This is a genomic window from Hominimerdicola aceti (assembly GCF_025567495.1).
Taxonomy (GTDB): domain Bacteria; phylum Bacillota; class Clostridia; order Oscillospirales; family Ruminococcaceae; genus Hominimerdicola; species Hominimerdicola aceti.
Window position 1 is genome coordinate 34,886 of record NZ_JAOQJZ010000010.1, and the last position, 15,613, is coordinate 50,498.

Annotated in this window: 10 protein-coding genes and 1 pseudogene; 6 read left to right on the forward strand and 5 right to left on the reverse strand. The window is 43.5% G+C overall.

Features of this window, described 5'->3' with window-relative positions; all coding sequences use genetic code 11:
* Nucleotides 1-167: 167 nt before the first annotated feature.
* The 4 genes from OCV57_RS09945 to OCV57_RS09960 all read left to right on the forward strand — a co-directional run bounded on the left by OCV57_RS09945 (nt 168) and on the right by OCV57_RS09960 (nt 7,413).
* A complete protein-coding gene (locus OCV57_RS09945) occupies nt 168-887 on the forward strand; it encodes a TetR/AcrR family transcriptional regulator (RefSeq protein ID WP_267301402.1) in 720 nt (239 codons plus the stop codon).
* Entirely contained in the window at nt 884-5,461 is a 4,578-nt protein-coding gene (locus OCV57_RS09950) for an NPXTG-anchored protein (protein ID WP_267301404.1), read from the forward strand. The genes OCV57_RS09945 and OCV57_RS09950 overlap by 4 nt, the downstream gene beginning before the upstream one ends.
* A gap of 164 nt (nt 5,462-5,625) precedes the next feature.
* Nucleotides 5,626-6,201 carry a phosphate propanoyltransferase gene (locus OCV57_RS09955; protein WP_038671236.1) on the forward strand — a complete coding sequence of 192 codons (576 nt, stop codon included), beginning with the start codon at nt 5,626-5,628 and terminating at the stop codon, nt 6,199-6,201.
* A gap of 195 nt (nt 6,202-6,396) precedes the next feature.
* Complete coding sequence (locus OCV57_RS09960; RefSeq protein WP_267301405.1) at nt 6,397-7,413, forward strand: CPBP family intramembrane glutamic endopeptidase; 1,017 nt, start codon at nt 6,397-6,399, stop codon at nt 7,411-7,413.
* Between the two features lie 64 nt (nt 7,414-7,477).
* On the opposite strand, the gene OCV57_RS09965 is transcribed toward OCV57_RS09960, so the two are convergent.
* The gene (locus tag OCV57_RS09965) at nt 7,478-8,896 is read right to left on the reverse strand and encodes an ABC transporter substrate-binding protein (protein ID WP_267301406.1); all 1,419 of its coding nucleotides are present in this window, start codon (nt 8,894-8,896) and stop codon (nt 7,478-7,480) included.
* 447 nt (nt 8,897-9,343) lie between these two features.
* Between OCV57_RS09965 and OCV57_RS09970 the strand changes: the two genes are divergently transcribed.
* Entirely contained in the window at nt 9,344-10,519 is a 1,176-nt protein-coding gene (locus OCV57_RS09970) for a glycoside hydrolase family 130 protein (RefSeq protein ID WP_117924267.1), read from the forward strand.
* A 287-nt stretch (nt 10,520-10,806) separates the two neighbouring features.
* Nucleotides 10,807-11,259, forward strand: a complete 453-nt coding sequence (nrdR, locus tag OCV57_RS09975; RefSeq protein ID WP_022288601.1) for a transcriptional regulator NrdR — start codon at nt 10,807-10,809, stop codon at nt 11,257-11,259.
* Nucleotides 11,260-11,371: 112 nt separating this feature from the next.
* Here the strand turns inward: nrdR and OCV57_RS09980 are convergent, their stop codons facing one another.
* From OCV57_RS09980 to OCV57_RS09990, 4 genes and pseudogenes are all read right to left on the reverse strand, one after another.
* Nucleotides 11,372-11,695: a PfkB family carbohydrate kinase gene (locus tag OCV57_RS09980; protein WP_158455083.1), complete on the reverse strand. Its 324-nt coding sequence runs from the start codon at nt 11,693-11,695 to the stop codon at nt 11,372-11,374.
* A gap of 8 nt (nt 11,696-11,703) precedes the next feature.
* A pseudogene (locus OCV57_RS09985) lies at nt 11,704-12,525 on the reverse strand (MFS transporter); the annotation flags it as partial.
* 6 nt (nt 12,526-12,531) lie between these two features.
* Nucleotides 12,532-12,876 (reverse strand): plasmid mobilization protein, encoded by a 345-nt coding sequence (locus tag OCV57_RS14390; RefSeq protein WP_394804280.1) that lies wholly within the window; start codon nt 12,874-12,876, stop codon nt 12,532-12,534.
* 946 nt (nt 12,877-13,822) lie between these two features.
* Nucleotides 13,823-15,601 (reverse strand): glycoside hydrolase family 44 protein, encoded by a 1,779-nt coding sequence (locus tag OCV57_RS09990; protein WP_117958320.1) that lies wholly within the window; start codon nt 15,599-15,601, stop codon nt 13,823-13,825.
* Nucleotides 15,602-15,613 lie beyond the last annotated feature (12 nt).

Consider the following 15,613-nt stretch of genomic DNA (forward strand, 5'->3'; position numbering starts at 1 on the left):
ACAAGAGTTTTGCTTTAAATCATTAAGGCAAAAATAACACAAAAAATCGTTGCCCATTGTAAAATTTCGCTGTTACCCCTTTCTGATACTTGACAATTTGTGTTATATATGTTATAACTAATACACATACTAATTTATAAATCATTATTAATAAATAATGAAAAGAGGTGATACATATTTCTACAAGAAAAGACGGTATCGAAACGAAAAAAAAGATACTCACTGTATGCGTCCAACTGTTTCTGGAACAGGGGTATAAACAGACAACTATCTCGCAGATAGTAAAAAAAGCTGGCGTTGCAAGAGGAAGCTTTCAGAACTTATTCTCCACAAAAGACGCTATTCTAATGGAACTTGTGGGCACGATGTTCAGCGGACAATTTGGAGTGGCAAAAAACATTGTTGGTGATAATATGTCGCCGATATACACATATGCGGTGGAAACTGCCATACAGATAACCCTCACTGAGCTGAATGAAAATCTCCGAGAGATCTACATTGAAGCTTATACTATGCCTGAAACGGCTGAGTATATCTATGTTCACACTACGGCGGAACTGAAACAGATATTCGGCTCGAATTTTCCGGGCTATACCGAAAGCGATTTCTATGAAATGGAAATCGGAACATCAGGAATAATGCGCAACTATATGGCAAGAAAATGCGATATCCATTTCCCACTTTACCACAAGCTTCGCCGTTTTCTGACGGCGGCAATGCGAGTGTATAAAGTACCAGAGGAAGAACAGGCAAAAGTGCTTGCATTTATTAGATCGCTTGATATTAGAGCTATCGCCACTGAGGTCATGTATAAGCTGTTTGCAATGTTGGAAATGACATTCGATTTTAAACTTTCAAAAGACGACGAAATGGGGGAAACAAGATGAAAAAACGGTTATTGAGCATCATACTTACTCTATGTATGGTAATGTCCATTACGCCTTTGAACGCATTTGCGGTCACAGAATATGGCATATGGATAGGTGAAGAACAGGTAACGTCTGATAAAACATGGAGCAAACAAGGCTGGAAATACGATATACAAAGCAAGACTCTGACGCTTCTTGGCTACAATATGGCGACTATAGGCAAACGTATAAACGGCAACAGCGAAAGACCCAGCCGATTTGGTCTTATATACGTTGAAGGCGAACAAGATCTGAACATAAAGCTTGTCGGCAGCATTGATCTTGGCGACAGTCCGTTTTCAAGCCAAGCCGCAACAAAATACAATGAGAGCTACAGCGGAATTTATGCTCCTGACAGTAATATCACTATCATTGGCAGCGGAACGTTTTCAGCAGTAACACATGACGCAGCAATATACTGCTCAAATCTTACTATCGGCGACGGAACTGAACAAAATGCTACTAATGTATCGTGCGAAAGCTTCGGCGCTTGCATTATCGTAAAGTATAATATGATAGTTAATGACTACAGTACTGTTTGGGCTTGCGCAAACGGACCAACTGTGGGCATGAACGGCATTTATGTTGAGGGGTCGCTTTATGTAAACGGCACTAATACCACCGTAGAGGGTCGTGCTACATACAGACCTGTTAAGGGAGAGTGCACCAATTACACACACTACAGACCAAAAAATCTCACTTCAGGCGGATATTTCAACAATGCAGGTTCAACTATTGCAGGAATAATGGTATATGGAATTTTGACAGTTGACGGCAGTAAGGTCGAAGGTAACGTCTTTAAAGAGATATACAAACCACAAGAGTATGATTCAGAATACACCTCAGGCCTTGAAGCAGGCGGTATTGTAATAAAGAACAACGCCACAGTAGAAGGCAGAAACATTAATCCGTCCACGCCGGGATTCATGGAATATGGCGTACAAGTTCACCATTACGCCATAAAATTTTTAGGAAGAGGACGTGTCCGTGCCGGAACAGAGTATGTGGATTATGAAAGCGTCAATCGTGGTTTCCGTAAATCAGGCGGCAACGAAATAACAGTTTCGGGACGGCTGAAACTCTATGAAAGCGATACTTGTCCCGCTGACTTCAAGAAGTTTGCGCAGTATGGCTTCGGAGGGTATACAGAATATTATACAGAAAACATGGATGACATCTATATAAAAGATGATAATGGCCGTGGTAAAATGTCATATTTCAAGGATATGCATGATTATGAAACATTTTATTTAGCAAGCGGAATAGATCTAAAAGATATATATGAAATCGATCTGGACACCAACGTTCCATTTGATGTAAACATACTTTCAGGCGATATCAAAATGAACATAGATATCAAAAGCGGTTTTGAGCTTCCGAAGATCATTGTCTATGACGGCGCAACTTTAAAATTAAAGACCTCCCCTGATAAAACATATAATTTCACTTATCCTATCGAGCTGAAAGGCGGCACGATAGAATTTACAAACAGTGCGATCGTGCGAGGACTTAACATTGTAGGAGAGGGCAAGGTCATCATTGATAGCGGAAACTACTCTGGAACGCTTGGTGACAACGTAATCTTGCAGATATCAGGCGGAAGCGCTGACTTCAATGACAACGGCAAGGCTGTGGACGCAAAAGGAAACTCGGTACACAAGTACACCTATGTTGCAAGGGGTGCAGATGGCAATGAGTTTATAGGCAGTGCTAACACACGTCAGCCGCCATATGACGATTTTTATGGCTATAACCGCTCAGAAATATTCCATGACGGAAACAAGCTTCATCTCTGGCTCAAGTCACAGGATTCCATTTATGGCGTGAATGCTTTTAAAATAAAAGCTGACGGCACTCTTGAAGATGAGAACACCTATTTTAATCTGCGTTATGGAACGAATATCTTAGAGCATAGGATACCTTTTGATCCTATAACATTAAAATACTTTGTTGTGAAAAAGAACGACGTCGTTACGCTGAAAACAATGGAAAACGAGCCGTCCTCACTGCAAGACAGTGATATCCGAGTAGAATGGTACAGTGTTGAAAACGACAAGCGCACAAAAATAAATGCCCATGGCACAAGCATGTATGTGGGGCGTATGGGCAACAGTGACAATGGTACGCATTATCAGGCAGATGTATATTATTTAGGCTGGGATTCCAAGCTCAATCATTCATATACCTATGACGCATATATCTTCATTGACGAGCCGGTATTTACTGCTCCTGACAAATTCCACTTGGATAAAAAGGCAAAATTCGAGGTCACAAACAATACACCAAATGGCGCAGTAAGGCTCAAATATCTATGGGAAGTGAGCAAGGACGGCGGAAAGACTTTCACCGCCATTGACGGAGAAACTTCTTCTGTTTACGAGCCTACTATAGAAAGCCAAATGAACGGCTGGCAGATAAGATGCAAAACATGGGTATCAACAGGCGACGGACAAAAAACTGAGCCGACCGTTTTCGGCCCTGTTACGATAAACTTCTCCGAAAAAGCACCGGTCATAGTAAAACACCCGCAAAGCGGTGCAACAAACGCTCCTAGCCAGCCTAAACCTGTTAAGCCCGGAGAAATAACTATCGTAATTGAACGTTACTATTTCTTCAATGTAGAAGCAACAGGCAGTGAACCGCTCCAATATCAGTGGCAGGAAAGCAGCGATAATGGAGAAACTTTCGTTGATATCCCACATACCAACGACAATTCACATTCATTAAAAGTGCGAAAAGAAAACAACGGAAAGCTTGTGCGCTGTGTTGTATCAAATGAATACGGCTCTGTAGTTTCAAATGCGGCAAAGCTTACAATATATTATTCTCCTGAGTTTACAGCCTCACTCGGCAATAAGACCATAAACAGCGGAGAAAAGGCTACGTTCACACTTCCTATCGCTCAGGGAAATCCTTACGGAGCTGAGGTGATATGGCAGGTGAGCAAGGACGATGGAAAGACTTTTGCAGACGTTACCGAAGCTGACGGAACGTTCTCTCTTGATTCAAAAGTCGTGGACGGCAAGGAAGAATGGTCGACTACTTTCACCACCTGTGCAACGAACATAAGCTTTAACGGATATATGTACAGATGTACGGTCAAGAACGCTGAAAATACGGACTATGTGGGTACCTGGGTATCGGAAAAAGCAACGCTTACAGTAATAAGAAACTGCGAAGTAGACGGACATATATTTGACGAGGGAACGATAATCTCCGAGCCGACTTGCATCGATAAGGGTGTGAAGAGGTTTAATTGCTCCGAATGTTCACAGTGCAAAGATGAGCCTATAAACCCATTGGGACATGATTGGAAAGAAGCGACCTGCACAGCTCCAAAGACCTGCAAACGCTGTCAGGCTACTGAGGGCGAGCCTATCGAACACAGCTTCGGCGATTATATATCCGACGAAAACGGACATTGGAAGCAGTGCAGTGAGTGCGGAACTGACAGCCAAAAGGAACTTCACGCCTACAAGTGGAATACGGAAGACGGCGAATATTGGCAGGAATGTACAATTTGCGGATATGAAACGAAAAAATCAACTATTTTGAAGATATCCATAAACGGAACTGACGAGACCTGTCCTTTAGGTGATTATGAATTTACATTTGCTCTGCCTGAGGGCTGTACTGACGTAACAGTAGGCTTCAGATTTGCAGGCGACGGTACGGAATTGGCGTTTACCGCAAAAGACGATCTTTACACCGCAAAGGTAAGTGCGTCAGATCTTGAGAGCGGAACAATGACGGTTTACGCTTCGGCAAAACTCAAAGACGGTTTTGTCATCACAGGTGAAAAAGAAGTAACTGTGCTGGAAAACCATGTGGGCGGCACTGCGACTTGTACTGAAAAAGCAAAGTGCAAATTCTGTAATAAAGAATACAGCGACCTTGACCCGACAAATCACACAGGCAAACCTGTTTGGGACTTTGACAGCAAAGAACACGAGAAAAAATATGATTGCTGCGGCGAGGTGACTATCGAGAGAGAACCCCATGAATGGAACGCAGGCGAATGTACAGAGTGTGGATACAAGTGTACACATTCCGACGGCAAGGCGACCTGCACAAAGAAAGCCACCTGCGATATCTGCGGCAGTGAATACGGCGATATCGACCCGAACAATCATGGAAAGCTCACACATATAGATAAAGTTGACGCAACACATGACAAAGAGGGAAATATCGAGTATTGGTACTGCGAAGAATGCGGCAAGTATTTCGGTGACAAGGACGGCACAAAGGAGATACAAAAGGCAGACACTATTACAGATAAGCTGAAAGACACTCCAAGTGATGACAAAAAAGATAACTCAAAGCCAGATAATACGAAAGGCGATACTAATGAGAGCAAGACAGACAGCTCTACAGCAGAAAAGCCGAAAAACGATTCAAGCGAAACCAAGGCAGACAGCTCCACGGCTGATAAGCCTAAGAGCGAGCAGAAAAATCCACAGACCGGAAGCGGCAGTGGTATGAGCCTTTGGCTTGCAATGCTGTTGATAAGCGGCGGTGCGGCAATGGGAATAAAGAAAAAGCACAAGAAATAACTGATCTCTTAACTGCACACAGCGGTTGTCTCAAACGGCAGCCGCTGTTTTTTTGATCAACATGACAAAAAATTTGTTACCCAAAGTTAAATTACCTCTTGACCTGTGGCGAAAATAGTAGTAAAATAGAAATGTAAATACAATAATTGAAAGGAATGTTCATCATGCCAAAGTTTATCGTTGAAACATCTGCACGTCACGTTCACGTTACTCAGGAAACTCTTGAAACGCTGTTCGGAAAGGGTGCAACACTTACAAAGAAGAAAGATCTTTCACAGCCTGGTCAGTTTGCTTGTGAGGAGAGAGTTACAGTCGTAGGTCCTAAGAAAGAGCTTGCAAATGTTTCTATCCTCGGTCCTGTAAGAAAAGCAGACCAGATCGAGCTTTCAGCTACAGACGCACGTTCTATCGGTGTTGCCGCTCCTATCAGAGAGTCAGGCGACACAGCAGGCTCAGGCGCTTGCAAGCTTGTTGGCCCATGTGGCGAAGTTGAGTGTTCTGAGGGCGTTATCGTTGCTAAAAGACATATCCACATGACACCTGCTGACGCTGAAACATTCGGCGTAAAGGATAAGGATATCGTTGCTGTCAAGATAGAGTCTGCAGAAAGAACAGCTATCCTCTGCGACACCGTTATCAGAGTAAGCGACAAGTTCGCTCTTGCTATGCACATTGATACAGACGAGTCAAACGCTGTAGGCGCAGGCAGAGAGCAGTACGGCGAGATAGTTAAGCTCTAATTTCATAGTACATATAAGACCGCTCATCATAGGGCGGTCTTTTTTCATATAAAAAATCATCGCCGCAGGCGATACCATAATTTCTCACTCCTCACTCCTAATTCCTCACTGACAACAACGTTTCGATTGACACAAAACTCCACCTGTGATATAATTTTCTTGTAAAACACATAACGCAAATATGGAGATTATAAAATGAATAATGATACAATAAAACTTATACGGAAAACCTCAAACGTAAATTCACTTATGGTGATAATTTTCTATATGCTTGATATCGCACTTATAAGACTTGGCGACTTAGTGGTGTACCATATCGCAGGAAAGTCCGCCTACTATGAGGATATCGCTCAGCTTGTGAGCTACTGCATACAGTATCTAGTAGTTGTGCCAATTGTTCTTGTTGTATTCAGACTTGTGAGTGGCAAAAAAGAGGGGCTTAAAATAACAGCCTGTTTCAGAAAACCTTCAATGCCTGCAAAATGGGTCGCAAAATGGATCGTCATATCATTCGGGCTTATCTATGCCGCAAATTATATCAACACATTTATTTTCTCATATGTGCAGAAAGCTTCGGGAACGAGCCTTAAAGGCGTTGACTTCACTTCAAGCGGCACTGCCCTGGGCGGCGTAACGAGCGTGCTGGCAATGTCAGTGCTTGCACCGTTTTTTGAGGAACTTATGTTTAGAGGTACGCTTTTCAGAAATGCCGAAAAATGCGGTCAGCTCACAGGCATTATAATGGTAGGTCTGACCTTCGGACTGTGGCACGGAAGCTATCAGCAGATACTCTATGCGGCTGTTATGGGAATGTGTGCCTGCTTTATGGTTGCAAAAACAGGTTCTATCTTCCCGTCTTTGATACTTCACTTCACCATGAACACTATCGGAGCAATTCAGAGCGTCGCACTTGGTTCCATAGACTTTGACAAGTTTGCCGCAGAACTCGAAAAGGGCAGGATAACAGGCACAGCACCAATGATAATAATAGCTGTCGCACTGCTTTCATTCGGACTTATGATAGTAGGACTTGTACTTTTTGTAAAAGAGCTTAGGTATCACCGTGACAGCTTCAGGCTCATAAACTTCTGCCCTGACGTTTCACAAGGCAAAAAGATAGTCATCTATTTCACCGCACCAGTTACCATACTCGCCTTTGCCGGGCTTATCTTCATCACAGTCCGCACAGCTTTAGGTCTTGGGCTATTCTAAAATACGCATAAAAATAACGCAGACTTTTTACAGCCTGCGTTATTTTTTTATCAGGAGTTATTTATTATGATTTAAGGCTTGCGATCTTCTGGTTGAGTTCCTTGATCTCGGAATCTACAGTTGCAGAATACTTCTCACGAACCTGCGTCCATGTGGACTGTACACCCTCTTCATTAACATTTGAAGCATCACTGTAGAGTGCGTCAACAAGGCACTGGTTTCCGTCAAACTGCTTTCTGTCGCCGAGAGCGGAAGATATACCGTAAGCATAGTCGAAGAGCATAAGGTAATCGTCAGAAACAACGTCCATTTTCACATCATACATCTCGTCTGTCCAATTATGGTTGTTCTCCATGAACTTGTCCTTGTTTGTCTGCTCATACTTAGGATCTGTCTTTGAAGCTCTTACACACTCAAACCAGCACTTAACAGCTTCGCTTCTTGTTGAACCTTTTACCCACATGAAAGCTGTCATATCAGACGTTGTTATCTTCTGCTGATTATCGTCATACTGAGGGATAGGAACAACGCCCCAGTTCTCGCCCTCCTTTGGAGTCTGGTTGCCTGTGTAAGCCCAATCGCCCATTGCATAGAACAAGCAGTTCTGATTGAAGCAATCTCTTGCAGAGCCTACCCAGCCGTTGAGGATAAGTCCGTCCTTCATCATATTATAAAGGAAGTTCTGAGCCTTTTCGATATCAGGGTCGTTAAGGTTGCTTGAAAACTCGTTTGTTGCAGGATCATAGTTTACAAGACGCTTGCCCGTCTGCTGAACAACGTGCGCTCTGAAGAAGCCGTTTACACCGTAACGCTCAGTATCAGCCGGTGCGTTGCCAACATATGAGGACATGATATCCTCCCAATTCTTCCAAGTCCACTCATTGTTTACATAAAGCTCATATGGATCGTCAAGGCCCTCTGCGTCAATGATATCCTTATCATAGCAGAGCATAGCAGAAGCAGAATAGCCAAGAGGCGCAACATAGTGCTTTCCATTGAGCATGAACTGATCTGCTGTATCCTTTGTTGCAGACCACAAAGGCTGGCTGAAATCAACTATGCTGTCGATAGGCTGATACATATCCTTTACTACCTGTGAAGGGAACGCAAGCCACTCATACTTGAATATATCAGGAATATCCTTGTTAGCTGTGATAGCAGCAGCAAGATTATCAAATCTGTCCTCATTTGAAGTCTGCTGGAATCTTATCTTTCCGCCCTTGCTCTCAAAAAGCTGAAGCTCTGTGCTCTTCTCAGGACTGCCCTTAGTAGGGTTAAGGTCGCCCTCACCGAGATAAAGTATCTCTTTTTCAGCACCCTCAGGGATAGCCTCGATAGATTCCGTGTCAGCTACCGCAACGTTCTCTGTTGCAGAAAAATCGTCCTCCGCCTTGCTTGAAGAGTTTGATGAGCTTCCGCAACCCGCTACTCCTGTTGCCATTGACAAAGCCATTACAGCCGCTATGTACTTTTTGTAATTCATAAAATATTCCTCCATAATTCAATATTTTAGCATCAAAGCTGTCCGTATGTAGTTGATGAGTTCATATATTAAATCTTGCTATAATTATACAACACATACAAAGCTATTGTCAATCACCATTATAGCACAATTATCAGCAATTTAATTGTACACTTTGCACAATTAAATCCATATGTATTGTTAAAACGCGGTATTACAATCAATATAGTTTAAAATATACGCATAAAGTTCAAATATTCAATATGCCCGTTTTGAATGAATATAAAACAGATACAAGAGCTTTTTGTAGAAAACATTAACCAAAACAGCAAAATATGTACAGCATTTATGCAGTTCGTAAAACTTTTTTCATGTAATCGTTTGATGTTTTCAGTGGTACTTGTAATTAGCGAATTATTATAGTATACTTGTTTAAGAAGATTTTTTACCGAAAGGAAATTGCTTGATATGACAGATTTTGAAAGAAACAAAGCAAGGGTGACAGCCGAATACGAGGCTCTCATCAACAGAAAAAACATTGTGTCCGACAGCTACAACGGAATTTATGACAGATACGTTTACCCTGTTCTGACAGCCGCACACGCACCTATTATCTGGAAATATGACATGAACCCTGAGACAAATCCATACTTCATGGAGAGATTGGGCATAAACGCAGTACTGAACTCTGGCGCTATTTATCTCAACGGCAAGTATTACCTTGTTGCAAGAGTTGAGGGCAATGACAGAAAGTCATTTTTTGCAGTAGCAGAGAGCGACAGCCCTGTTGACGGTTTCCGTTTCTGGGACTTCCCTGTTCAGCTTCCTGACACTGAACCGGAGGAAACAAACGTATACGATATGAGACTTACTCAGCATGAGGACGGCTGGATATACGGTGTATTCTGCTCAGAGAGCAAAGACAAGACTTCAAACGATCTTTCTGCCGCTACGGCTCAGGCTGGAATCGTAAGGACAAAGGATCTTAAGACATGGGAAAGGCTTCCTAATCTCAAGTCCAAGTCGCCACAGCAGAGAAACGTTGTGCTTCACCCTGAGTTCGTTGACGGAAAGTACGCATTTTACACACGTCCACAGGACGATTTTATCGAAACTGGCTCAGGCGGAGGAGTATGCTTTGGTCTTTGCGAAGACATCACAAATCCTGTTATCTGCACAGATGAAGTTGTTATCTCACCAAGGCAGTATCACACAATCACAGAGGTAAAGAACGGTGCAGGCGCAGTGCCTATCAAGACACCAAAGGGTTGGATACACATTGCACATGGCGTAAGAAACACAGCCGCAGGTCTTAGATACGTAATTTATGTATTTGCAACTGACCTTAAAGACCCTTCTAAGCTAATCGCTTCGCCGTCAGGACTTTTCATTGCACCACACGGCAGTGAAAGAGTGGGTGACGTATCAAACGTTGCGTTCACAAACGGCGCGATCGTTCGTGAAAACGGTGACGTGTATATTTACTACGCTTCATCAGACACAAGACTTCACGTTGCGGCAACAACGATCGACAAGCTTATGGATTACACATTCAACACTCCGTCAGACCCACTGCGTTCTGTTGACTGCGTAAAGCAGAGATGCGAGCTTATCAGAAAAAATCTCGAATATCTTAACAAGTAATATATCAAACAAAAACAGACGGCTTCTGCTGTCTGTTTTTTTGTACACTAAAACTTCCTTCAAGTCTGCAATATCCGTGCATAAATATTGCGCTACCCATGTAGGGGACGTCGTCCTCTACAATTATGCTATGGTTTGTCTGCCGCAAAACTGCTGAGTCCCTTTACCGCAACTTTTTTTATATACCCTCTTGCAATCGTCCACAATCTATGGTATAATTAATTAATAAAAGCACAATATATGCAATATCACGCACAAAATTTTCTCTTAACTAAGGAGTGTTTATAATGAGATGTCCTTTTTGCAACTATGAAGATACAAGAGTAATAGATTCACGTCCAAGCGAGGGAAAAAAGCGTCGCCGCCGTGAGTGTCCGAAATGCGGAAAGCGTTTCACTACTTATGAGGTGGTGGAAAAGCCACAGCTTATGGTATACAAGCGTGACGGCTCGTTTGAGCCTTTTGACAGACAGAAGCTTATAAAAGGCATTCAGAACGCTATCAAAAAGCGTCCTGTCAGTGTTGATGATATGAAAAACCTTGTTGACGATATAGAGAACACCTTTGCAAACAAAATGCAGACCGAGACCACTACAAGCGAGATAGGCGATATGGTGCTTATGGGACTGAAAAAGCTTGACCACGTTGCATATGTGCGTTTTGCTTCCGTTTACAAGGACTTCTCTGACGTTGATTCGTTCATTCAGATAATCACTGAGCTTTCTGACAAGAAGAAATAAATAAGAGCGTTCCGATAATTTTCGGGACGCTCAGCCTGTCGCAAAACCCCTAGATTCATCTCGAATTAGGGGTTTTGCTTTTATGCAATCAATAAACTAACAATAAATGTAATCAATTTTCGTAAAAAGTGTCAAAACAAAGCGATTTACACTCCGTGGAGAGATTCATATTGTAAAAGATCTGGTTGAATCTGTTCCGAGCAATATAAAACAGCAAATAAAAAAATGATGCCGCTTCAGAAACAGATACCTCTTCCGGAAGTTTTCCGCAGCGGCAGAACTGATAGAGAAATCCGCCACAGAATGCGTCGCCGGCTCCGGTTGCATCTAATGCTTTATTTCTGAAACCCTTGACGATCTGACCGCCGTCATATGTCCGTACATAAGCGCCCAATTTGCCCAATGTGATTACATCAATTTTCACTTCCTTACGCAACAAGGCTTCTGCTGCATATTTGCCTCAAAACCAGCTGCTCCCGGTACTGCTGCAAAAACAGATGTACCGATTGCCATGCCGATTTTATTTCCAAGAGAGATAAATGCATACTGGAACCCGTCATTGCGGACACCGGTTTTCCATTCGCCATATTCTACACAATCGGGAATAATGGCATAAATAGCCGTGTTAAAACCTGCAAAGAAGAACCGTGTCAGACCAGAACAGATATAAAACGGAACAGGTGTCTCTACAGGACTGAACAGATACAGCGACAGCATACATACACCTGTTCCAAGCGCCAATATAGAAGCTGATCTGCCTTTGTTTCCAAACCATCTGAAAATAATAGGAAACAGTCCGGCACCAATAATTGACGGAATAATAATTGCCATGGAATAAGTAGTAAACAGGGATTCAGTTCCCTCCACATGCTTAAAATAATATAGTGCATCTGCATTTCTTCCACAGAGTGTCACGCCAAACAGGAACTGTCCCAGTAATGCCAGCAGATAGGGCTTATTTTGAAGCACAGTCTGAATTTGCAGCTTTATGGGGATTTTCTTCTTTTCCGGAATGGTTACTGCTTTCTTTGTCTTAGCAAAGCAGAAAATATGACAGGCAGCAAAAATCGCACCATAAAGTACAGCTACCAGCAGATAACCACGCTTGTCACTGCCGCCCAGTTTTGAAATCAACGGCAGTGTGATAATATTGATAATACCGATTGCAATCATGGCACTGACGGAACGGAAGGTGTTGATTTTTGCACGTTCTTCAATGTTCTGCGTCATATCACCGCAGAGGGTTCCATAAGGAATAATTATGCAAAGCGACTAAGAGTGATCTTGGTCGCTTTTGCTATGCTGCTCTAAGTCTGTAATCGACAGGAGATAATCCATCAAGCATTTTAGGCGGCTGTCAGTCACGCTTTTTTCGATACGGCTCAACGCACCCAAGATACTGTTGGCGTTCTCCATATCAACATTCACGATCTTACCGTGCAGTGCCATGTACTTAATATATGTAGCAGTTTTCATATGGCACTCGTCGGCTCTTTGTTTTACCTCTTCCCATTCACCAAGCGTGAACGTGAGATGTTTATACTTCCTGTTTTCTACCTTAATATTATCGACCTCCTTGTTGTCTGTGTTACGGATACTCGGTTCTAAAAGGGTCAGGGTTCCATTTTAGCCCAATTCTGCAGGAAAGCAGAATTGGAAGAGTTTGGGTGACAGAGCATATGCTCTGTCAATACTTGCGAGAAAAAATGAAATTTGGTCAAAAGAGCCAGCCTGCTCTAACTGAATACACGTTTCACATATATAGGACAGAACTCGGGTGAAATTTGCACTCGTTTACAAAAGATTCAAAAAGAATCTGCAAGCTGCATAATCAGGCATAGGCGATATATTGCCCTGTCCGTTAAAATGACAATGGGCGGCATAGTGATGATCTTACGCCTGTGATCGACACCAAACAGCCGAACCTGATGACAGATGTGCTGACGATAGCCCTCATTTTTAAGTATAGCTGGAAAAATATCGCTGTGCCGTATATTCCAAAATCAGAATTATCTTTGCTTTCAGCTCTGGAAATTTCATATTTAAAATAGAGTTCTAACAGACATTATCTGTCTCATGAAAGCAGAAAGGACTCCATAACCGTTTGGTTACTGAGTCCTTATTCTTCTTATTGTATTTTTCATACAGCAGTCTGTTGCCGAGAAGGAAATGACGGAGATGATTTTAGAAAGAGGATATTAGCACGCATAGTTAAAGTGACTTTTTATAATCATTACCACCACAAAAGTGGTGGTTTGCTCTGCTCCAAAAAGGAACTGTTACTGGCTTTGCCCCTCAAGAGACTCCGAGGGTTCAGCACCGCATTACACTCACTGGCAGCCCTTATATGTTAGGTGCTTAATTTCATTTGTTTATAACCTCCGTGTATTTTAATTTAGTAATGCAGTCGCCAAATTACTACTATTTTATCATATTCGGAGGTTATTTTAAAGCGTTCGCTGAAGCTTTTTTTATGTCCCCGGTAGAACCGGACGTTTAATTACGCTAAAGCGCCCAAAAGAGCCCTCGAAAACGCTTTCAGGGCGTTTCCGAGAACCTGCGATCAGTGTTGATTTTTCTTTATCCTGAATACAGCAAACACTATAGCTGCCACAAGAGCCGCTGCCCCTCCGACTATCCCCAAGATAAGCGGGAGACTGCTTTTTCCCTCTCCCTTTTCGGCAGCGGAGGAAACAGCTTCTCTTGTATCAAGAGCTTCCTTATCCTTGGCAATTACCAGAAGCGATACCGTCCTTGGCTCCATTTCAAGAGTCAGGCTGCTGCCATTCAGTGTCACAGCCGGGTTTGAATCGGTCATATCAAATAACTGTGCTGACATACTGTTTATCCCGTAAAGGTGAGCGTACTTGTACTCGTTTCCAAGCTCGATATTTGCGGTCGTTTTGTCGTCAAACGCCTTGTTTGTCACTACGAGGGTGATGACGTCCTCGTTATCTCCGTTAATTGCAGCATAGGCGGTCGAGGTCTCGATATCGTCCGTGGTACAGGACACAAGCGTATCGCCAAAGCCGCTTCCGCTGCCGTCATAGTTGGTGTACAGATTGATCGCGGCAAGCTGATACTGTGCGTCCATTGTAAACAGGTTGGCAGCATAGACCCCGTTCTGTGCAAAAATGCCGAGGGTGTCCGCCTCCATTATAGCACCGCAGACATCGTAAGCTCCCTGAAAATCATATTCAGTGATGGCAAGCTTTGTGCCGGGGTAATAGGTATCTATTGACTCCTTAAGTGCCGGAAGTATCGGCAGGAACTCTGCGCCTGCGTCGGTTATCCAGCTGTCCTCGGTGTAGGTATCGTCCCAGAAGCTTCGGGTCGAGTTCAGCTTATTGTAAACACAGTCGGGATCGCCATAATGCTCGCAGTAGCGCTTTCCGCAGGCGCCCTTTGCCTCGGTGTAAAAATGCACATCGAGCACATCGAGCAGTCGCCTGCCGTTCTCGTCCTCTGCCTTCTTCATTTCGTCAAGATAGTAATCTATAAACCATTTGTACTCGGGGTTGTCGTTTTTTATCTCTTTCCAGTCAGGCGCATCGGCGAAATTCGTAAACGCCCCGTAGCCGAAAAGCGCAGGACCGAATATCTCGGCATTCGGGTCAATATCCTTTACTGCCTTAGACATAGTTACCGACTTTTCAACGATCTCAGCGCAGGTGGTTTTTTCGGGATGAACGAGTGAGTGAGTGCTGCTCCACAGCCCCGGCTCATTGTCGAGAGAATAGCCCCTGATGCCGCCGTTCTGTGAGTCGCCAAGGGTGTTCACAAGGTAGTTTACAAACTCGTCCATATAAACAGTGCCGTCATTTAGATCGGGCGTCAGGCTGAATTCATCGCCCTTTACAAGTTCAACCTTTTTCCAGCGGTCAGAGGGCGCTCTCTCAGCCTTGCTGACCTCGCCGTTCATGTCGGCAGAAACGTAGCCCGCAAGCTGCAGCGTCATAAGAGGGTATGCGCCCTTTGCGGTGCAGACCTCATTCAGCTTCAGAGCGGCACAGCCCGGCTTGTCCTTCATATTCTCCGGAACATTCTGCTGAAAATATCCGTCGGAGATGTTTTTCCAGTCAGCTCCTGCATTTGAAGCGTTCGTTTCCCAGTTGTAAGCGCTGTAGCGGTTGCCGCCCGCACGCACCGCCTTACAGGAAACGTCATTTTCCATAAGCTCCGCATTAACGCCGTAAATATAGGGAGAGATCGCTTTTCTGTCCTTGCCCGTATCAACGGTTATGTTCACTGTTCTGCCCGATGAAGTGCCGCTCACCGAAAGCGTGCAGCTGAGCATTATGGACATTGCCGCCATAAAAGCCGCAAGATTTCTTATTCGCATAGTATCACCGTC

What these genes read in the sequence shown, in the direction of transcription:
- OCV57_RS09990 (WP_117958320.1), bottom strand. Translation starts at nt 15,601, where the DNA reads ATGCGAATAAGAAATCTTGCGGCTTTTATGGCGGCAATGTCCATAATG.
- OCV57_RS09950 (WP_267301404.1), top strand. Translation starts at nt 884, where the DNA reads ATGAAAAAACGGTTATTGAGCATCATACTTACTCTATGTATGGTAATG.
- OCV57_RS09955 (WP_038671236.1), top strand. Translation starts at nt 5,626, where the DNA reads ATGCCAAAGTTTATCGTTGAAACATCTGCACGTCACGTTCACGTTACT.
- OCV57_RS09960 (WP_267301405.1), top strand. Translation starts at nt 6,397, where the DNA reads ATGAATAATGATACAATAAAACTTATACGGAAAACCTCAAACGTAAAT.
- nrdR (WP_022288601.1), top strand. Translation starts at nt 10,807, where the DNA reads ATGAGATGTCCTTTTTGCAACTATGAAGATACAAGAGTAATAGATTCA.
- OCV57_RS09965 (WP_267301406.1), bottom strand. Translation starts at nt 8,896, where the DNA reads ATGAATTACAAAAAGTACATAGCGGCTGTAATGGCTTTGTCAATGGCA.
- OCV57_RS09970 (WP_117924267.1), top strand. Translation starts at nt 9,344, where the DNA reads ATGACAGATTTTGAAAGAAACAAAGCAAGGGTGACAGCCGAATACGAG.